The organism is Nocardiopsis sp. NPDC055551, from assembly GCF_053619415.1.
In genome coordinates this window covers 119,400-138,212 of record NZ_JBSHJJ010000016.1, presented here as the reverse complement: position 1 = coordinate 138,212, position 18,813 = coordinate 119,400, and the positions used below count along the sequence as shown (strand labels likewise).

The window sequence follows — 18,813 nt, the reverse complement described above, 5'->3', positions numbered from 1 at the left end:
CCCACGGGCCCTCGACGCGCTTGCCGTGCCCCTGGCTCGACACCGGAGCACGGTCCTCCACCGTGGGACACGAACAAGGGGACGTGCACGGGACAACGCCGAGACTTGACCGAACCACGACCATGTCGGCACCCGGGCACGTCCGCCGTGGGCGCCCGTGTGCGCCCGCCCGCGTCAGGCGAGTTCGGGCTTGCCGAACATCGTGGCGTAACCGGAAGGCAGGTGACTCAGGAGCCGGTTCAGCTCGCCGCCGGAGACCGCCTCGGCCACGGTCGTCAGGACGGCCCCCGAGTCCTGCTCCGCGGTCAGGGCGCGCCCACCGACCAGTTCGGCCACCCGCCGGTGGAACTCCTCGACACCGAAGGCCTCGGCCTCGGGTTGTGCGGCCGCCCGGAAACCCTCGCGCAGCGGTTCGGGCAGTTGTGCGGCCAACTTCTCCGCGGTGTCGCCGGGAAGACGGGTGGCCAGGACGGACAGGACCGCCGTCGTCACCTCCCCGGCCTCCCGCTGATTCTCGTACTCCCCGAGTTCACGCACCCGGGCCAGGAACTCGTCGTCTCGCATGGCACACCTCGCTTCGGGTCGAACCTCGAACGTTCCTTCCGTCGTATCGGCCGCCCTGCCCGGTCGCCGCGTCCGTCAATCGCGGGACACGGGTCCGATGTGGCGGGAGGCGGTCGATGTCGCGATATGACGTGACCATTCGAGTGGTGATGTGCTCAAAGAAATTCGGGGTTAATGTCCCTTCGGATGTTAATTCTCCTCATTGCCGGCCATGAATTCTTCTGTGAGTTCCTCGTGTCCCCCTGGGAAAGTGGTGTCATGCCTGTTAGGTTGGCGGATCGAGTGCGGAACCACTCGTTGACTCCCCGCCGAGAGCGTGCCTTCCATCGATCCGGTATTCGAGGTCGAATCGACTTCTCGGCCGTTCCGCCCATGGTGGTCCGGGTGCGGGCCGAAGGGTTTTGAATCTTCGCAGATCCCTTTCCCCGCCTTTCCAGACGCCGCGGAGCGGGCTTCGCTCACACGCAACCCCAGAAGGAACCTCATGACGGTGGAGACGAAAACCCGGACCTCCGAACCCGAAGGGGTGAGGAACAAGGGCTCGCTCGTGGTGGGATGGTTGACCTCGACCGACCACAAGGTGATCGGGTACATGTACCTGATCACCTCCTTCGCCTTCTTCCTCTTCGGCGGGGTGCTGGCGGTCCTGATGCGTCTGGAGCTGTTCTCTCCGGGCCTGCAGGTCCTGACGAACGAACAGTTCAACCAGATGTTCACCATGCACGGCACGGTCATGCTGTTGTTGTTCGCGACCCCGTTGTTCATCGGGTTCTCGAACGTGATCATGCCGCTGCAGATCGGCGCCCCCGACGTGGCCTTCCCCCGGATGAACCTGTTCAGTTACTACCTGTTCCTGTTCGGCGGCCTCACCACCATCGCCGGGTTCCTGACCCCGGGTGGCGCGGCCAGCTTCGGTTGGTTCGCCTACGCGCCGCTCTCGGACGCGGTGCGCTCACCGGGTCTGGGCGGCGACCTGTGGGTCATGGGTCTGCTCGTCTCCGGTCTGGGCACCATCCTCGGCTCGGTCAACTTCATCACCACCGGCGTGTGCATGCGCGCACCCGGTATGACGATGTTCCGCATGCCGATCTTCACCTGGAACACCATGCTCACCGGTGTCCTGGTGCTCATCGCCTTCCCGGTCCTGACCGGAGCCCTGATCGCGCTGGGCGCCGACCGCATGGTCGGCACCCACGTGTTCGACCCGGCGCACGGTGGCGCCATCCTGTGGCAGCACCTGTTCTGGTTCTTCGGTCACCCCGAGGTGTACATCATCGCGTTGCCGTTCTTCGGCATCGTGACCGAGATCCTGCCGGTGTTCAGCCGCAAGCCGATCTTCGGTTACAAGAGCCTGGTGGCGGCCACCATCGCCATCACCGGGCTTTCGGTCACGGTGTGGGCGCACCACATGTTCGCGACCGGCGCGGTGTTGTTGCCGTTCTTCTCCTTCATGTCCTTCCTCATCGCGGTACCGACCGGTGTGAAGTTCTTCAACTGGGTCGGCACGATGTGGCGGGGGCAGCTCTCCTTCGAGACGCCGATGCTGTTCTCGATCGGCTTCCTGGCGACCTTCCTCTTCGGTGGTATCACCGGCGTCATCCTGGCCTCGCCGCCGCTGGACTTCCACGTCACCGACTCCTACTTCGTGGTGGCGCACTTCCACTACGTGGTGTTCGGAACCGTGGTGTTCGCGATGTTCGCGGGCTTCTACTTCTGGTGGCCCAAGTTCACCGGCAAGATGCTCAACGAGAAGCTCGGCAAGTTCCACTTCTGGCTGCTGTTCCTGGGTTTCCACGGCACGTTCCTGGTGCAGCACTGGCTGGGTGTGGCGGGCTTCCCGCGTCGTTACGCCGACTACCTGCCCGACGACGGGTTCACCGAGCTGAACCAGATCTCCTCGATCTCCTCGTTCGTCCTCGCCGCCTCGACGCTGATCTTCTTCTGGAACATCTACGTCACCGCGAAGAAGGCGCCGCCGGTCGAGGTGGACGACCCGTGGGGTTACGGCTGTTCCCTGGAGTGGGCCACGTCCTGCCCGCCGCCCAGGCACAACTTCGCGGCGCTGCCGCGGATCCGGTCCGAGCGTCCGGCCTTCGACCTGCACCACCCGTACGCGGCGGTGCCTTCCGGGACCGATCCCGAACGGCGATGACTCGACCGAGGTGACCGGACGACGCGCGGCGCGGTACGAGGAGAGAACGTCATGGACATGAGCGCCCACCCGAGGCGAGGGCTCTCCCGGAAGGGTCGTGCCGTCACGATCTGTGTCCTTCTGCTGTGCACGGCCGCGCTGAAGATGGTCTGGACCTGGACCGGGGACACGGCGTTCCTCCTGGCGAGCGCCGTCCCGGTCCTGGCCGTCACACTCCTCTGCCTGTGGGGGCGGGGGCAGGTCCCGTTCGAGGTGGTCGGTGGCCCCTGGGACGGAGCCCGGGTGCCCATGAACACCGTGGACCCGGACACGGAGGTTCTGGTCCTGCCCACCAGCGGTGGCGAGGGTGCCCGATACGCGGTCGCGGACCATCGCAGCCTGGTCTACCAGGGGCAGACCCAGACCCCCGACTGAGCACCGTACGCACCCGGTGTTCGATCCGCGAGGCCGGGAAAATACCGGTCAAGGCTTCTGGAATGTCGCCCGGGGAGAGACTGTCGGGCCGGTCGTGCGGGTAGCGGAGCGACCATGAGACTCGGTGAACGCATCCGCAAGATCGAACGCGAGGGTCGTCTCGACCCGATGGTCGCCCGATTGAAGGGCCTCGCCGGACGGCTGCCCTCGGGAACGGCACGTGACGTCCTGCACGGCGTCCAACTGGGGCACCCGCTCCACCCGATCCTGATCCACCTGCCCATGGGCACGTGGACGGCGGCCGTCCTGCTGGACCTGATGCCGGGGGACCACCGTCGCGAAGCCCGCGCACTGATCGACATCGGTCTGTTGACCGTCTCACCCGCCGTGCTCAGCGGGCTGGCCGACTGGGCTCAGCAGCACGAGCGCCACCAGCGGGTGGGGGTGGTGCACGCGGCCTCGAACGGGTTGGGGACGCTGTTGTTCGGAGCCTCTTCCTTGGCGCGTGCGCGTGGCAGGTCGGGCTGGGGCAGGTGCCTGGCCCTGGCAGGCCTAGGCTCCATCGGTCTCGGTGGAACACTGGGCGGCCACATCGCCTACCATCGCGCGGGCGGTGCCAACAGCGCCGACCACCTCGTCGACCTGGTGCCCGAGGGGTGGCACGACCTGGGTCCGCTGGAGGGGTACCCGGAAGGGAGCCCGGCCGGCGGCGACGTCGACGGCGTTCCGGTCGTGGTGGCCCGCACGGAGGGTTCGGTGTCGGTGCTGTTGGGCACCTGTCCGCACATGGGCGCGCCCCTGGCCGAAGGTGAGCTGACCGAGGGGTGCGTACGCTGCCCCTGGCACGGGAGCGAGTTCCGACTCGATGACGGAACGGTCGTCCACGGGCCCGCGACCGCCCCCGTGGAACCCCTGGAGACGTCGATCGTGGACGGCAGGCTGTGGGTCAGGCTTGCCCCCGCCTAGGTGGTTGATGGGAAAGGTGTGCCCTGGTCAGTGGTCGTAAGCGAGCTGCGACCGCAGGTCCAACAAGCGAGGTGATGGTCGCTGTCCCAGGACGGTGCCCACGGTCGAGGGCCCACCCGGTACCGACGGCGACGGGATGCTCCGACGCCCAGACGATGGCCCGGGCCGCGACCTCCGGTTGGTACACCGGCGGCACCGGCCTGGTCCGGCCGCCCATCCGGGAACGGATTCAGGAGAACCGCGGGGTGTTGATCGCGGGCAGGTGGACCTCGGTCACCCTGATCCGCGAGCCCGCGTGCACGAGTTCGGCGCGCACGGAGTCGGTGAAGCCGCGCACCGCGTGCTCGGCCCCGCAGTAGGCCGCCTGGAAGGGGATGCCCCGGTAGGCCGGCGTGGAACCGACCTGCTCGATCACGCCCCGCTCCCGGGGCGCCATCAGCGCCAGAGCCGTGCGGATCCCATGCACGTATCCGTGGTGGCAGACATCGGTGACCTGGTGGTATTCGTTCGGTTCGATCTCCCCGAAGGGGGCGATGACGGATGCGAACGCCGCGTTCACCCACACGTCCACGGGACCCAAGGTGTCCTGGATCCATTCCACGGCCTCACGCACCTGGCCGGCGTCCGCCACGTCCACTCGCCGTGAGATCGCCGGACCCCGGCCTCACGGGTCTCTCACTCTGCGCGGGACGACCCCTCCACGCCCCGGGAGAGCAGGGCGAGAGCGTATTCGCGGCGGGCGAACTCCCGCACGACTGCCCGGCCCACCCCGGCACCGACGCCACTGACGACGACCACTCCACGGTTCCGAATCCGCTCCCGCATGTGGTCCTTACCTTTCTTCTGGGAGTTCGTTCCTGACCGTCTGTAGGCTCGGGAGGACCCCAGGAGCGCCAGGTATGGCTGTCATGTGTCTGCCGTAGGTATGGCCGAGGGGGATTGGCCGCCTGGCGCTCCGCGACGACCCGGCCGCTGATTGGGCTGCGCGAACAGATCGCTGTGTAAGGACACGACGGCGCGGTCGTCTGCGGGGATCCTGGACCCCGACCGCGGGGGCGGATGGACGATGGAGATACAGGGGGCACGCCCCGTCGGTCGTGCCTATGTGGAGGACAGCCTGGTCCTGGAGACCCGTTGGGAGGGGGAGGACCTCACGCTGGTCGGTCACGATCTACTCGCGGTGCGTCCCTCGGCGCAGGGCACGGGCCTGTAGCGGGAGGGTCTCCTGGTCAGGATCATCGAATGTCGTTCGGGCAGTACGTCCGTGCGCTCCCGGCTCCAGGCCCGCCCCGACTTCGGCCGTTCCGCGGCCTCGTGGCGACACCTGGACGGAGCGTTGAAGGAGGCGTCCGGGCCCTTGTTGTCGGGAGACCGCGCCCTCGTCCTCCTCGACGAAGAGGACCCCGAGCTCAGGGTGGAGCTCTCCGAGAGCGAGACCGCGGTGTTCGCCCTGGACTACCTGCGCGGCGAACGCCGTGTCTCTCCGGGGGAGGGGCACGCGTTGTTGAGGACCACCCTCGACGCCTGGCGCCTCTGGTCGGACCGGACCCACTATGACGGTGTCGGCGCTTCCCACGTGCGGCGAAGCGCGCTCGTACTGTGCGGACTCCTGCACGAGGAGAGTGGAGGACTGATCGCCGCTCCCACCACCTCCCTGACCGAGGACCCGGGAGGGGTGCGCAACTGGGACTATCGATACGTGTGGCATCGTGACGCGGCCCTGATGGGGCTCACCACCCACAAACTGTCACGGTTGCCGGCCAAGGATCCCGTCTCCAGCAGGTGCAGGAGTGACGGGGTGCCGAGGGCGCCACGGCCGTGGCGCCCTCACGGCCGTGTTCAGCGCGTCCCGCGCAGCCGGGGAAGGACCTCCTCGGAGTAGAACCCGAAGAAACCGTCCTGGTCGTCCCCGACCTGGCACACGTACACCTCGTCCACCCCCGCCTCCAGGTAGGCCTCGATCGCGGCCACGTGCCGCTCGGGGTCCGGGCCACAGGTGACCTCCTCGGCGACCATCTCCGGGGTGACCATCCCCTGGGTGAGCTGTTCGAAGTGTCGGGGCGAGGGCAACACCTGCGGGGCCTCGCCGGACAACGCCTCGTTGGGCCAGCGTTCGTGGGCGGTGCGTATCGCGTCCTGTTCGTCGGGTGCCCAGCAGACCTTGAGTCCGCCCTGGACGGGTTTGCCCGCCCCGCCCTCTCGTCGGAAACGGTCGACCGTCTCAGGGGCCGGGGCCACCTGGACGAGACCGTCCGCCGCGCGCGCGGCCAGTGCCGTGGCCTTCGGGCCGAACGCCGACATCAGGACCGGCGGAGGCTCCTGCGGCAGCGTGTACAGGCGCGCGGTGTCCACGGTGTAGAACTCGCCGTGATGGCTCACCGTACGACCGGACCACAGCTCGCGCATGACCTCGATCGCCTCCTCCAACATCGCGAGCCGACGGGCCGCGTGCGGCCAGGGATCGCCGAGGACGTGCTCGTTGAGCGCCTCTCCCGTACCGACACCGAGACTGAACCCGCCGGGCGTCATCGCCGCCGCGGTGGCCGCGGCCTGGGCGACGATCGCCGGATGGATCCTGGTGGTCGGGCAGGTGACGGCGGTGGCCAGGGGCAGCGAGGTGACCTGACCGATCGCCCCGACCACCGACCACACGAACGCGCTCTGCCCTTGGGCACCGAGCCATGGGTGGTAGTGGTCGGAGATCCACAGGGCGTCGAAGCCGGCCTCCTGCGCGGCCCCGGCCTGACGCACCAACTCCGCGGGGCCGTGTTCCTCGGTCGCGAGGAAGTATCCGAATCTCGTCATGGTGTCCTCCCGGACTGGACGGGTCGTTGCCGAGGGAGGTGGGGGATCGGCTACCCGGAACCCTCGCCGAGGAAACCGTGGCCAGGCGCACGTATGGGACGGGTGGGGCCCGGGTAGGCGCGCTACCAGAGACGATCCCTCTCACATCCCCCAGCACGACATTCGCGAGCGAAGGGCGGTGCGAGAGCATGAGAAACGTGTTCGTGATGGGTCTGGACGAGCGCAACCGGGAACTCCTGGCGAGGACCCCCACCGGGCGTGACTGCCGGTTCCATCGACTCCTGGGCGTCGAGGAGCTGCAACGAGGCGAGATCGACATCGAGGAGACCCTGGCCGCGGCCCGGGCCGTGCTCGATGAGTTCGACGGCACGGTGGACGCCATCATCGGCTACCGCGACTTTCCGATCACCCTGCTCGTGCCGATCCTGTGCGCCGAGCGCGCACTGCCCGCACCGGCCCTGGAATCGGTGGTCAGGTGCGAGCACAAGTACTGGAGCAGGTTCCTGCAGGCGCAGGTGACCGAGGCCCATCCTCCCTTCTCCCTGGTCGACCTGGACGCGAAGACCCCCGAGCACGGTCTGGACTACCCGCTGTGGCTCAAGCCCATCAAGTCCGCCTCCTCCGAACTGGCCTACCGGGTGGAGGACGACCAGGGTTTCGAGGCGGCGGCGGCGCGCATCCGCGAAAGCGTCGACAGGATCGGTCGCCCCTTCGAGAGCATCCTGGAAAGAGTGGAACTGCCTTCGGAGGTCGCGGCGGCGGGACGACACCACTGCCTGGCCGAGGGTGCCCTGCACGGGCTCCAGACCGCGGCCGAGGGTTACGTCTACAACGGTGACGTCCACGTGTACGCGGTGCTGGACTCGGTGGACTTCCCGGGGAACCCGTCCTTCCTGCGCCACCAGTACCCCTCCAGCCTGCCCGAGAAGGTCCAGGAACGCATCAGGGACATCTCCGTGCGGGTCATCGAACAGCACGGCCTGAACGACTCGACGTTCAGCGTCGAGTTCTTCTACGACCCGATCGAGGACGACCTGGGCATCGTGGAGATCAACCCCCGGCACTCCCAGAGCCACACGCCCCTCTTCGAACTCGTGGACGGCGTGCCCAACCACGAACGCATGCTCCGCATGGCGCTGGGTGAGGACCCCGCGCTGACCGACAGGTCCAAGGGAGGGTTCTCCGTCGCCGCGGAGTGGTACCACCGACGCTTCCGGGACGGAATCGTCACCCGGGTGCCCGCCGCGGAGGAGGTGGAGGCCCTGGAGAAGGAGCTGTCGGGCGTGAGCATCCACATCGTCCCGAGTGTGGGCCAACGCCTCTCCGAGATGCTCGCCCAGGACAGCTACAGCTTCGAGTTGGCCAAGATCGTCATCGGCGCCGCGAGCGAGATCGAGATGCAGGCCAAGTACGAACGCTGTGTGAAGGGCCTGTGGTTCGAGTTCGAGGACGGTGGAAGCGGCGGCAATCGGGTCGAGGGCGTCACCGGCAACTGAGGAGGTGCGTATGCGTCTGGTGGAGGATCTGCCATACGAGATCCAGATCGAGGACCACTTCTGGATCCCCATATCGGACGGTGTGCGACTGGCGGGGCGACTGTGGCGACCGGTGTCGGCGCAGGACCACCCGGTGCCCGCGGTGCTGGAGTACATTCCCTACCGCAAGCGTGACCTGACGGCGGTACGCGACTCCATGCACCACCCCTACATCGCGGGACACGGATACGCGTGCGTACGTGTGGACCTGCGGGGAACGGGCGATTCCGAGGGCGTGCTCACCGACGAGTACCTGGAGCGCGAACAGCAGGACGCCGAGGAGATCCTGGCCTGGCTGGCCGCGCAACCCTGGTGCGACGGCGACACCGCGATGATGGGCCTGTCGTGGGGCGGGTTCTCCGCGCTCCAGGTCGCCGCCAGGCGCCCCGAGAGCCTGCGGACCATCGCCATCAGCTCGTTCACCGACGACCGGTACGCCGACGACTTCCACTACATGGGCGGCTGTCTGCTCTCGGACAACCTGGCCGAGGCCGGAACGACCTTCGCCTACGGTACCTGCCCGCCCGACCCGGAGGTCGTCGGCCCGGAGTGGCGTCGTATGTGGCTGGACAGGCTGGAGGCCAACGGCCCCTGGGTCGTGGAGTGGCTCCGTCACCAGCGCCGCGACCGCTACTGGAGGCACGCCTCCGTCGGAGAGGACTACACCCGGGTCCAGTGCCCGGTGCTGGCCTCCAGCGGCTGGGCGGACGGCTACTCCAACGGCGTCCTACGACTCATGGAGAACCTTGACACCCCGACCAAGGGCCTGGTGGGTCCCTGGTCGCACCGGTATCCGCACATGGGGGTTCCCGGACCGGCCATCGGCTACCTCCAGGAGGTGGTGCGCTGGCTCGACCACTGGACCAAGGGCGAGGACAACGGGGTCGAGAAGGAGACCGGACTCTGGCTCTGGATGCAGGAGAGCGTCCCACCCTCCACCTCCTACCAAGAACGCCCCGGCCGTTGGGTCTATGAGCCCCACTGGCCCTCCGAGCGTGTAGAACACCATTCCCTGCCGCTGTCGGAGAACCGGCTCGGCGTCGCCGAGGAACGAAGGAGCACCGCGCCGCAGAGCATCCTCTCGCCCCTGTCCGTCGGGCAGTTCGCCGGTAAGTGGGCCTCCTACAGCGCACCGCCGGACCTGCCCTACGACCAACGAGAGGAGGACGGCGGTTCCCTGGTCTACGACACCGAACCTCTGGAGGAACGGGTCGAGATCCTGGGCCCCACACGGGTCGAGCTCGAACTCTCGGTCACCGAACCCGTGGCCATGGTCGCGGCGCGACTGTGCGACGTGGCCCCCGACGGCAGCGCCACCCGGGTGACCTACGGGATGCTCAACCTGACCCACCGGAACGGAGACGAACACCCCGAATCCCTGGTGCCGGGGGAGGTCTACCGTGTGGAGGTCACCATGAACGGTGTCGCCCAGGTCTTCCCACCAGGGCACCGCATACGCCTGTCACTGTCCACCTCCTACTGGCCGCTGGCCTGGCCACCACCGCGACCGGCGCTGATGTCGGTCCACCCCGCGAACAGCGCCCTCGTCCTTCCGGTGCGTCGGGAGTCCCCGGGCGCGGACCCGCACGAAGAGGTGTTCGACCAGCCGGAGGCCACGCCCTCGATCACCACCACGCGCACGACCCAGGGAGAGCACGACTGGTCGGTGCATCGTGACCTGGTGGACAACCGCATCACCCTTCGGATCGTCAAGGACGGAGGCGTCCTGCACTTCGAGGAGATCGACCTCGACGTCACCCGCAAGGCCCACGAGACCTACGAGGCGGTGGGGGACGACTTCACGTCGGCGTGTGGCAGAACGGCGTGGACGATGAGTTTCTCCCGGGGGGACTGGCACGCCCGGACCGAGACCTACACGGCCCTGGAATGCACCGAGGAGGAGTTCCGCGTGCACGCCACACTCGACGCCTACGAGTCCGGGGAGAGGATCTTCTCCCGGCAGTGGACCGAGAGCCTGCCCCGCGACCACGTCTGATCGCGCGATCGGGTGAGACCGCACGACCGTGTGACGAGCGAAGGCGAACCAGGGGAGCCGAAACCCACATGTACAGCGAGCCACACCACAAGGCGAACGGCACGACCCCCGGGGAGAGACTGGGGATCCTGTCGTCGGTCCTGCTGCCCACCGTCGCGCGTGGCGCCATCGTGCGCCGCCCCGCCGGAGAGGCCCTCGCCACGGCCACCGACAGCGACCGCAGGCTCGTCTCGACCCTGCGCGCACTCCGCGCACGGCACGGTGACGATCCGCTGCCCCTGCGGTACATGGGTCGGAACATCGCCTTGGTCCTGGCGGCCGAGGACGTGCGCGTGCTCCTACGCGACACCCCGGACCCGTTCTCTCCCGGGGGCGCGGAGAAACGTGGCGCGCTCTCCCACTTCCAACCGCACGGAGTCCTGGTCTCAGCGCAGGGGGACCGGCCCCACCGACGCGAGGCCAACGAGCACGCCCTGGCCCTGGGCCGGCCGATCCACCCCGAGGCCCGCACCATAGCCGCGCACGCGGACGAGGAGGCGCGGGCCCTGGTCGCGGCGCTGCGCAACGCCGGATCGCTGGGCGGCGTCCTGGACTGGGGCAGGTTCTCCGAGACCTTCGACGCGCTCGCTCGTCGGGTGGTCTTCGGGACGTTCGCGGCGGGGGACCGCCGAACCACCGAGCTTCTACGGCGTCTACGGGCACGCGCCAACTGGTCGTACCTGTCACCGGTGGACCGAAACGCCAGGAGTGCGTTCCTGGATCGGGTACGCGAGAACATCGACCGCTCCGAGCCCGGCGCTCTGGCCGCGGGTCTGGGCCGACCCGGGTCCGAGGAACGCCCGGAGGACCAGGTCGCCCACTGGCTCTTCGCCTTCGACGCGGCGGCCATCGCGACCTACCGCGCCCTGGCCCTGCTGACGTCCCAGGGGGCCGCGGCGGAATCCGCGCGCGCGGAGGGACTCACCGAGGACGGGGTGGATCTGCCACTGCTGCAGGCGACCCTGCGCGAATCCGTCCGGTTGTGGCCGACCACACTGGTGGTCATCCGGGAGAGCCTGCGGGAGACCACCTGGCGCGAGCGGACCATCGAATCGGGAACGGCGTTCCTGGTGATGAGCTCCTACTTCCACCGGGATTCCACCCGCCTGCCCTACGCCGACTCCTTCGAACCGGCCATCTGGGCGGACGGACGCGCCGAACAGGAACCAGGCATCCTGCCCTTCAGCCATGGTCCGGCGGGGTGCCCGGGACGCGACCTGGTTCCGTTGACGGTCTCCTTCTTCTTGCGAACGTTGCTCCGGGGCGGCCCGCTGCACCGCGTGGACGAGGCACCGCCACTGCGTCCGCGTGAGCTGCCCGCCTCCCTCGACCACTTCACCCTGCGTTTCTCCTACCAAGGCACGGCACGAGGAGGTGTCGACGCATGAGCGTGGTCGGACAGATGCTGTACGCCCATCCCGACGACCCGGAGGGCGTGGGAGGGAAGGTACGAGCCGCCGTCGAGGCGTGTGGACTCTGCGCCCAAGTGTGCGTGGTGTGCGCCGAGGCGTGCCGCGCGTGCTCACGGGCCTGTCAGGACCTTCTCGACGCCCTGTGACGACGCCGGACCCGGGCCCGCAGGGAGCTCCCACCGGGCCCCTCACCAGTGGCGGACCGGTGTGTGGTTGCGGCCGATGAAGAACCACAGCAGCGCCCCGATGACGGGTGCGATGACGACGAAGATCAACCAGACGACCTTCATCCCGAAACCGATCCGCGAGAAGAGGATGCTGAACACCGCGGCGACGACCAGCACGACCACCGCCAGAGCGACGGCCAGGAACACTCCCGCGAATCCGAGGCCGAAGAGGCTCTCGGTGGAGACGTCGGCCAGAAGGTTCTCCAGGGTCATGATCATTGCCTCTCTGCTTCGGGACGGCGGCCGATTCCGTGACCGCCGGGGACGTTGTCCACGCTAGAAGCGCGACACCCGCCCCCACATCCACCGCCGGGACGTTCCCTCCCATGCCTTCGACGGCGCGATCGCGGCTCGCCGTGTCGCCATGGTCGATGCGCGGTACCGACTTTCGTCGGGGGTGTGCCCCAAGGCCTGGCCCGAAGAACCCGGGAGGGCCTCGTTCAGGGCCGGTGATCGCGGGCCGATCACCCGCCGGGAGACGGGCCCTTACCCCGCTTTCCCTGGTGGTTGACCGAACCATGTCGTCAAAGAGTGGACATCGGTGAACCATTGAACACGGGATCGGCGTTCACGAGACTTGCCCAGGCACGCTGTTGAGCTCCTGATGGCAGCCCTTGGCAGGCGGAACCGTTGTTCCCCCTCCCTGGAGAACGGCGCACGTACCGGCGCGGACCCACTCGCCCCTGCCGGTCCGTCGTGTCGGAGGGCGGGAAGCCACAGGTCGAAAGCACGGGTGCCTTCTGGGGCGGTCGCCGGACGCGCCCTTGGAGGAGCGAGACAATGAGCCCCTGGAGCCGCACATGAGCGCACCGCGATCGCCGCGTAAACGTTGGTGGGATTCGCAGGACATGCGGGTCACCGCAGCCGAGGGGCAGGCCTGGGACCTCTATGACTCCGTCTACCGGCACACCGAGTTCGACGCGGGTGTCCTCCAGGAGTACCGCTCCGAGCGACTGGCCGAGCTGCGCGAGCGGGCCCGTTCGACGGCCGCCTACCGTGAGGTCGACGACGAGTGGCCGAGCACCGCGACGGTGACCCGCAAGTCGGACTTCGTCCGGCGGATGGAGGACTATCGCACCGGTGAGGTCGATCCTCTCGACGTCATTCGCGTGCGCACCTCTGGAACGACCGGCAGGCCCGCGGTGTTCGAGCACTCCGAGGAGCACCTGGTACACGCCGCCGCGAGCAGGCTGCGGACGTTCGACGCCTATGGCATCGGTGTCTCCGACCGCATTCTGCGGATCTCCGGTAACCCCGCACACCCCCTCGTGGACTTTCCCAGCAAGGCCGGGGGAGGGAGCATGATCCGCCTGAACGCCGGCCTCATCGACCGGGAGAACGCGGAGTACGTCTCGCGGTTGCTGCGCGACTACGCGGCCCCGGTCCTGTGGGCCCAGCCCATGGAACTGTTGCTGTTCGCGGGCAAACTACGCGAGCACCTGTCGGCTTTCCCCGCTCCTTCGAGGGTGTTGTCGCACGGCGACTCCCTCGACGAGGGGGCGCGCCGGGTCTGCGCCGAGATCTTCCAGGAACGTCCGCTGGACCTGTACGGGCTCCAGGAGTTCGGGATGATCGCCTGGGAGTGCCCGGAGGCCGCGGGCACCTACCACGTCAACGACGAAAAGGTCGTGGTGGAGACGGACCACGACGGAGCACTGCTCATCACGAATCTGGTCAACCGGGCCTCGGTCATGGCGCGCTACCGCCCTGAGGACCGAGGCACCCTCGTATCGGAGCGGTGCCCCTGCGGCCGGGTCCTGTCCCGGATCTCGGGACTGGTCGGCAGACAGCGATCGTTCATCGCCACCGACGACGGCCGTTTCGTCAACGTCAAACAGGTCGAGCTGTACCTGGATTCGCTGTCGCTCTCCCGGTGGCGGGTCGTGCAGACCCGGGCCGGAGAACTGGACGTCCTCTGCACCCTGGAGACGGAGCTCCCCCTCCAACAGAAGGAGGAGATGTCCGAACGGATCGCCCGCGTCGCCGGTCAGCGGCGGGTGGGGGTGCGAGTGGTCCCGCTGGCCGAGATGATGACGGCCGCGGGCAAGTCTCCCCGGTTCGAACTCTTCGCCACACAGGCCTGGCTCGCACGGAGGGTGGGTGAGGATCATGACGGTGCCCTCTCCGGAGCCTGAACCCCGGTTCGTACCGCCCGTCGGCGGGGTTGCGCCCGTGGAGACCGCGTCCTCGGCTTCCCTGGTGTCGCTGGGCGCGCCCGTGCTCAGAACGGTCTGTGAGTCCACCGCACACGTGGTGCGGGACGAACTGGAAGACCTGGCGGACCGTCTCACCGCCGTCCTCCTCGACCGCGACGCACTGGGGGTGGCCGCTCCGCAGATCGGCGCATCGATCCGGATGGTCGTCCTCAACGCCGCCCACATGTGCCAGATCGCCGACCGGGTGGGGCACCGGGACGCCGTGATCCACCTCGACCCCTCGTGGGAGGCCGTGGCCGCGCAGGAACACGGTGTGCCCGAGTACGCGGCGGATTTCGAGGGTTGCCTCAGCGTGCCGCGTATATCCGGGGTCGTCGAGCGCAGCCGGTACGTCCGTTACCGGGCGACCACACCGGACGGTTCACGGGTGGACTGGTTCCTGCGCGGCCGCGCGGCCCGGGTCGTCCAGCACGAGGTCGACCACCTCGACGGTGTGCTCATCGTGGACAGGGCCCCCAGCCGCAGCCTGTGCACCTTTGGCTCCGTTGACCGCTTCTACCGCGGTGACGCGGAGGCCGCGGCCCGTGGGCTGGTGTTCTGATTGGTCCCTACCACCACCCGCAGATCGCCGAGACTGTCCCCCGGGACGGTGTTCCTGGTGTCCGCTCTGGTCAATTCGTGTGGCATGGGTATGTTCATGGCCGTTTCGATGATCCACTACACCGTGGGTCTGGGCCTGCCCATGGCGCAGGTCGGCGTGGTCATGTCCGTGTCCGTCGGGGTGAGCCTGGTCTGCGTCGTCCCGGTGTCGAGCCTGGCCGACCGGGTCGGTCCCCTTACCGCCCTCATCGCGCTGAACGCCTGGCAGGCGTGCGCGTTCGTGATCCTCACGGGTGTCGACGGCATCTTGGGGCTGGCGGTGGTGGCCACGATGACCGCGGTGGGTGGACGTGCCATCCCGCCGATCAACCAGGTGGTGGTGGCGGCTGTCCTCGGCCGTGAGGAACGTGTGTTGGTGATGGCCCGTGTGCGGGCCGCCCGCAACGCGGGCATGGCCGTCGGGAGCGGGATGACCGCCCTGGCGCTGGCATTCCTCGGGGAGGACGGGGCCGTTCTGCTGATCGGCACCTGTGCTTTGAGCTACCTGGTCAACTGTGCCGGGTTGTGGTGGATCAGAAGGTCGCATGACGTCTCCGCCACCGGCGGCCGGCGACGCAAGGCCCCTCCGGCGTTCCGGGACCCTGGGTACCTGACGCTCACCGCCCTCAACGGTCTGCTCGCCTTCCACATGACGGGCCTGGTCGTGGCCCTGCCCCTGTGGGCGCTCTCCCAGGGGGTCGAGCCCGAGATCACGGCGCTCTTCCTCGGGCTGAACACGGTACTGGTCGTAGGCCTCCAGGTCCGGCTCGGCCGCGGGATCGAGGGAGTGCCCCGGGCCGCGTCGGCGGTGGTGTGGGCGGCAGCGGCGCTGTCCTGCTCCTACCTGTTGTTCGGAGGTGCGGCCTGGACCTCCTCTTGGTGGACCGTCGCCCTGTTGTGCGCCGGAGTCGTGCTGCTGAGTATCGGCGAGATCGGCCAGACCACGTCGGCCTGGGTGGTCTCCTATGACCTCGCCCCGGAGGACGCCAGGTCCTCCTACCTGGCCGCCTTCTCCCTGGGAACCACGGGCCAGCAGTTGCTCGGCCCCCTCGCCTACACCTTCCTGATCATCCCGCTCGGGTTCTGGGCGTGGGTCGTGCTGGCGGCGATCACCCTGGCGGCGGCGTTCGCCTATCGGATCCTGGCGCTGCGCACGGCCAGGAGGAAGACCTTCCAGAACCCCGATCCGAACCAAGCGAAAGGATGACGAAGACATGGGATCCTTCCCTTCTCCCGAGCCGTACGAGACGGCCGAGCCCCGTACCGGTATCGGCTTCGGTCTGCACCACGTGCAGTTGGCCATCCCGCCGGGCAGCGAGAACGACTGCCGGACCTTCTACCTGGGCGACCTCGGGTTCACGGAGGTGGAGAAACCCCCGGTCCTGGCCGCCCGCGGCGGGTTGTGGGTACGCGCGGATTCCCTGGAGATCCACTTGGGAGTGGAGCAGGACTTCCGGCCCGCCCGCAAGGCTCACCCGGGAATCCTGGTCCGCGAGCTCGACGCCCTCGGCCGGCGACTAGGGGAGAGGGGGCACGCCGTGGCCTGGGACGACAAATTCCCCGGATACCGGCGTTTCTACGTCTTCGACAACGTGGGGAACCGTCTTGAGTTCATGTCCCGCGGTTGAGGCGCCACCGCTACCGGAACAGAGGAGGCGACGATGATCCGACTGCGGGACGTGGTGCACACCTCGGGCGTGGACGGGGCTCGCGGCGTTGTACTCCGCGGCGCCGACCTACAGGTGGACGAGGGCGTGACCTCTGTCATCAGGACCTTCGGCGCCGACGCGCGCCGGGCGGTGGTCGACCTGCTGCTGACGCGGCGCGCGCCCAGCTACGGGGAGGTGGACGTGGTGCGTCCGGTCATCGGCCCGGTGCGACTCCCCGAGGGGGCGCCGCCCAGCACGATCGTGATCGACGCCGAGGCGCGGCCGGGCATGCAGGCCGGGCGCCCTGGTGACACCGTGGTGGTGGTCACCGAGGGGACGGAGGCCCCGGGTGTGCCGGCAGGGGCTCCCAGGTGGGAGTTGCGGGGAGGTCGGTTCGTTCCCGGCGGGAGCACGGCCGAGGATCCCGGCGCCTTCGGCGCGCGAACCGCCGTTGACGCCCCGAACTCCGACGTCGGTCCCGGACGTTTCAGCCCCGAACGCCTACACGAGGCCGTGTACGCGACCCTGACCGGCCACCTGGTCGCACCGGGCATCGCGGACGAGGTCGCACGGGTGCTGGTCGACGCCGAGGTACGCGGCCACCGCTCCCACGGGGTCGCCCTGCTGCCCACCTACCTGCGCAGGATGCGCGAGGGGGGCATCCGTCCCGGAGTCGGCCCGGAGCGGACCGACCACGGTCCCACACGAGCCTCCTTCGACGCCGGCGGAGGTTTCGGACAGCCTGCGGCCTTCGAGGCCGCAGAGTGGTGCGCTCGCACCGCCGCCGCCCACGGGGTGGCCGTGGCCAACGTCCACTCCAACAACCACGTGGGCATGCTCGCCGCTTACCGCGGGCCCTTCCAACGGCACGGGGTGGTCGGGCTGATCCTCAACATCTCCGGCCCGTCCGTGGCGCCGCCCGGCGCCGCTCGGCCGACTCTCGGCAGCAACGCCGTCTGCCTGGTCACCCCGGTCTCCGAGGGAGCGTACGACGAACCGTTCTGCATCGACTACGCCACCGGCGTGGTGGCGGCCGGGAAGATCCGCGACGCCGGAAACCGGGGCGCGGAGGTCCCACCGGACTGGCTGACCGGACCGGACGGGAAACCGGCCACCGACCCCTCCCTGCTGGACCAGGGCGGGTCCATTCCGGTCTTCGGCGGTCACAAGGGCCTGTGCACCACCCTCATAGTGGAGATCCTCGCCGGCGCCCTGGCCGGGAACACGGTCAGCCCGCACGTCGCCAAACAACGCAAGGAACCGGGTCGCGTGATGGGATGCTCCCAGCTCTTCCTGGGTTTGTCCGCCGACACCTTCGGGGCGGACACCGGTGCGGCCGTGGCCTCGCTTGAGGAAGCCGTCCTGCGGGGCCACGACGGGGCGGTGCCGGACGGCCACTGGTTCCCCGACCAGATGGAGCGGGCCCACGAGGCCGCCGTCCGAGAGGAGGGGATCCTGGTCCCCGACCAGGTGCTGGGGGAACTGGGTTGGCACACGCCCCCCGAAACGGCGGTGGCCGGGGCGTGAGTACGCGATCCCCGCGGGTCGGGGGTGCTCCGGGATGGCCGCTGGTCCTGTACTTCCACCATGTGCACCCCCGGGTCGACCACTACACGGCGCTGACCGAGGACGCGTTCCGACGCGCCCTCGACACGGTGCTGACCCACTTCGGTCCGGCACTGGACCCGGCCCTGGTGGGACCGAGGATCGCACCGCCCGACGCCCCGACCGTGCTGTTCACGTTCGATGACGGGTACCGGGACAACCTGTCCCGGGCGGCTCCCCTGCTCGCGGAGTTCGGGGTCGGCGCCGCGCTGTTCTGCGTCACCGACAGGATCGACGAGGCCTCCTCGCTCACCGATGGGGTACGTGCCCGACTGGCCCCGCGCCGGACCTACCTCGACTGGGCGGAGACGGCCCGTATGGCCGGCCTGGGCCACACGGTGGGCGCGCACACGCGCACGCATCCCCACCTGACCGAGCTCACCCGTGCCCAGGCCGAGCGGGAGGTGGCCGGTTCCTTCGATCGGATCACGGCGGTGCTCGGCCGACACCCCCGCTCCTTCGCCTATCCCTACGGGGAGGTCGCCCACAGCTCCGTGCTGCCCGACTCCGTCCTCGGCTTCGGAACCGTCAAGTCCCCGGCGCGCCCCTGGGACCGTGCCCCGCACGAGATCCGGCGGACCTACCTACCCACCGACCTGCCGGAGATGTGGGTCTCCCTCGCCGAGGATTGGAAACGCCAATGGTACGGATAAC

Annotated in this window: 20 protein-coding genes; 15 read left to right on the top strand and 5 right to left on the bottom strand. The window is 68.8% G+C overall.

Features of this window, described 5'->3' with window-relative positions; translation table 11 throughout:
* Nucleotides 1-174: 174 nt before the first annotated feature.
* On the bottom strand, nucleotides 175-564 hold the full coding sequence (locus ACWGSK_RS25800) for a DUF2267 domain-containing protein (protein ID WP_452456998.1): 390 nt from the start codon (nucleotides 562-564) through the stop codon (nucleotides 175-177).
* A gap of 484 nt (nucleotides 565-1,048) precedes the next feature.
* On the opposite strand from ACWGSK_RS25800, the gene ctaD reads away from it, so the two are divergent.
* The 3 genes from ctaD to ACWGSK_RS25785 all read left to right on the top strand — a co-directional run bounded on the left by ctaD (nucleotide 1,049) and on the right by ACWGSK_RS25785 (nucleotide 4,096).
* Entirely contained in the window at nucleotides 1,049-2,716 is a 1,668-nt protein-coding gene (ctaD, locus tag ACWGSK_RS25795; protein ID WP_452456997.1) for an aa3-type cytochrome oxidase subunit I, read from the top strand.
* A gap of 57 nt (nucleotides 2,717-2,773) precedes the next feature.
* Nucleotides 2,774-3,130: a hypothetical protein gene (locus tag ACWGSK_RS25790; RefSeq protein WP_358511369.1), complete on the top strand. Its 357-nt coding sequence runs from the start codon at nucleotides 2,774-2,776 to the stop codon at nucleotides 3,128-3,130.
* Nucleotides 3,131-3,244: 114 nt separating this feature from the next.
* A complete protein-coding gene (locus ACWGSK_RS25785) occupies nucleotides 3,245-4,096 on the top strand; it encodes a Rieske 2Fe-2S domain-containing protein (protein WP_452456996.1) in 852 nt (283 codons plus the stop codon).
* Nucleotides 4,097-4,325: 229 nt separating this feature from the next.
* On the opposite strand, the gene ACWGSK_RS25780 is transcribed toward ACWGSK_RS25785, so the two are convergent.
* Nucleotides 4,326-4,727 (bottom strand): SDR family NAD(P)-dependent oxidoreductase, encoded by a 402-nt coding sequence (locus ACWGSK_RS25780; RefSeq protein ID WP_452456995.1) that lies wholly within the window; start codon nucleotides 4,725-4,727, stop codon nucleotides 4,326-4,328.
* A gap of 44 nt (nucleotides 4,728-4,771) precedes the next feature.
* Nucleotides 4,772-4,921, bottom strand: coding sequence for a hypothetical protein (locus tag ACWGSK_RS25775; RefSeq protein WP_452456994.1), 150 nt, complete (start codon nucleotides 4,919-4,921; stop codon nucleotides 4,772-4,774).
* Between the two features lie 241 nt (nucleotides 4,922-5,162).
* Here ACWGSK_RS25775 and ACWGSK_RS25770 point away from each other — a divergent pair, with 241 nt between their 5' ends.
* Together ACWGSK_RS25770 and ACWGSK_RS25765 are read left to right on the top strand one after the other, a co-directional pair.
* Nucleotides 5,163-5,309, top strand: coding sequence for a hypothetical protein (locus tag ACWGSK_RS25770; RefSeq protein WP_452456993.1), 147 nt, complete (start codon nucleotides 5,163-5,165; stop codon nucleotides 5,307-5,309).
* 51 nt (nucleotides 5,310-5,360) lie between these two features.
* Nucleotides 5,361-5,978: a glycoside hydrolase family 15 protein gene (locus ACWGSK_RS25765; RefSeq protein ID WP_452456992.1), complete on the top strand. Its 618-nt coding sequence runs from the start codon at nucleotides 5,361-5,363 to the stop codon at nucleotides 5,976-5,978.
* Here the strand turns inward: ACWGSK_RS25765 and ACWGSK_RS25760 are convergent.
* Nucleotides 5,936-6,901 (bottom strand): TIGR03557 family F420-dependent LLM class oxidoreductase, encoded by a 966-nt coding sequence (locus tag ACWGSK_RS25760; protein WP_452456991.1) that lies wholly within the window; start codon nucleotides 6,899-6,901, stop codon nucleotides 5,936-5,938. The two genes, ACWGSK_RS25765 and ACWGSK_RS25760, sit on opposite strands and share 43 nt — an antisense overlap.
* Nucleotides 6,902-7,089: 188 nt before the next feature.
* Here ACWGSK_RS25760 and ACWGSK_RS25755 point away from each other — a divergent pair, with 188 nt between their 5' ends.
* The 4 genes from ACWGSK_RS25755 to ACWGSK_RS25740 all read left to right on the top strand — a co-directional run bounded on the left by ACWGSK_RS25755 (nucleotide 7,090) and on the right by ACWGSK_RS25740 (nucleotide 12,029).
* Nucleotides 7,090-8,397 carry an ATP-grasp domain-containing protein gene (locus ACWGSK_RS25755; RefSeq protein ID WP_358511358.1) on the top strand — a complete coding sequence of 436 codons (1,308 nt, stop codon included), beginning with the start codon at nucleotides 7,090-7,092 and terminating at the stop codon, nucleotides 8,395-8,397.
* 10 nt (nucleotides 8,398-8,407) lie between these two features.
* Nucleotides 8,408-10,432: a CocE/NonD family hydrolase gene (locus ACWGSK_RS25750; protein WP_358511355.1), complete on the top strand. Its 2,025-nt coding sequence runs from the start codon at nucleotides 8,408-8,410 to the stop codon at nucleotides 10,430-10,432.
* 68 nt (nucleotides 10,433-10,500) lie between these two features.
* Nucleotides 10,501-11,859, top strand: a complete 1,359-nt coding sequence (locus ACWGSK_RS25745) for a cytochrome P450 (protein WP_358511353.1) — start codon at nucleotides 10,501-10,503, stop codon at nucleotides 11,857-11,859.
* Nucleotides 11,856-12,029, top strand: a complete 174-nt coding sequence (locus ACWGSK_RS25740) for a hypothetical protein (protein WP_452456990.1) — start codon at nucleotides 11,856-11,858, stop codon at nucleotides 12,027-12,029. Before ACWGSK_RS25745 ends, ACWGSK_RS25740 begins: the two co-directional genes overlap by 4 nt.
* Before the next feature lie 42 nt (nucleotides 12,030-12,071).
* Here the strand turns inward: ACWGSK_RS25740 and ACWGSK_RS25735 are convergent, their stop codons facing one another.
* Entirely contained in the window at nucleotides 12,072-12,323 is a 252-nt protein-coding gene (locus ACWGSK_RS25735) for a PLD nuclease N-terminal domain-containing protein (RefSeq protein ID WP_358511347.1), read from the bottom strand.
* A 587-nt stretch (nucleotides 12,324-12,910) separates the two neighbouring features.
* On the opposite strand from ACWGSK_RS25735, the gene ACWGSK_RS25730 reads away from it, so the two are divergent.
* The 6 genes from ACWGSK_RS25730 to ACWGSK_RS25705 are packed head-to-tail and all read left to right on the top strand — an operon-like array spanning nucleotide 12,911 to nucleotide 18,812.
* Entirely contained in the window at nucleotides 12,911-14,245 is a 1,335-nt protein-coding gene (locus ACWGSK_RS25730; protein ID WP_358511344.1) for a phenylacetate--CoA ligase family protein, read from the top strand.
* A gap of 37 nt (nucleotides 14,246-14,282) precedes the next feature.
* The gene (locus ACWGSK_RS25725) at nucleotides 14,283-14,867 is read left to right on the top strand and encodes a peptide deformylase (RefSeq protein WP_358511341.1); all 585 of its coding nucleotides are present in this window, start codon (nucleotides 14,283-14,285) and stop codon (nucleotides 14,865-14,867) included.
* A gap of 48 nt (nucleotides 14,868-14,915) precedes the next feature.
* Nucleotides 14,916-16,112, top strand: coding sequence for an MFS transporter (locus ACWGSK_RS25720; RefSeq protein WP_358511382.1), 1,197 nt, complete (start codon nucleotides 14,916-14,918; stop codon nucleotides 16,110-16,112).
* 7 nt (nucleotides 16,113-16,119) lie between these two features.
* Nucleotides 16,120-16,533 carry a VOC family protein gene (locus ACWGSK_RS25715; protein WP_358511338.1) on the top strand — a complete coding sequence of 138 codons (414 nt, stop codon included), beginning with the start codon at nucleotides 16,120-16,122 and terminating at the stop codon, nucleotides 16,531-16,533.
* A gap of 33 nt (nucleotides 16,534-16,566) precedes the next feature.
* A complete protein-coding gene (locus ACWGSK_RS25710; RefSeq protein WP_358511336.1) occupies nucleotides 16,567-18,081 on the top strand; it encodes an Ldh family oxidoreductase in 1,515 nt (504 codons plus the stop codon).
* Entirely contained in the window at nucleotides 18,078-18,812 is a 735-nt protein-coding gene (locus ACWGSK_RS25705) for a polysaccharide deacetylase family protein (protein WP_358511334.1), read from the top strand. The genes ACWGSK_RS25710 and ACWGSK_RS25705 overlap by 4 nt, the downstream gene beginning before the upstream one ends.
* Nucleotide 18,813 lies beyond the last annotated feature (1 nt).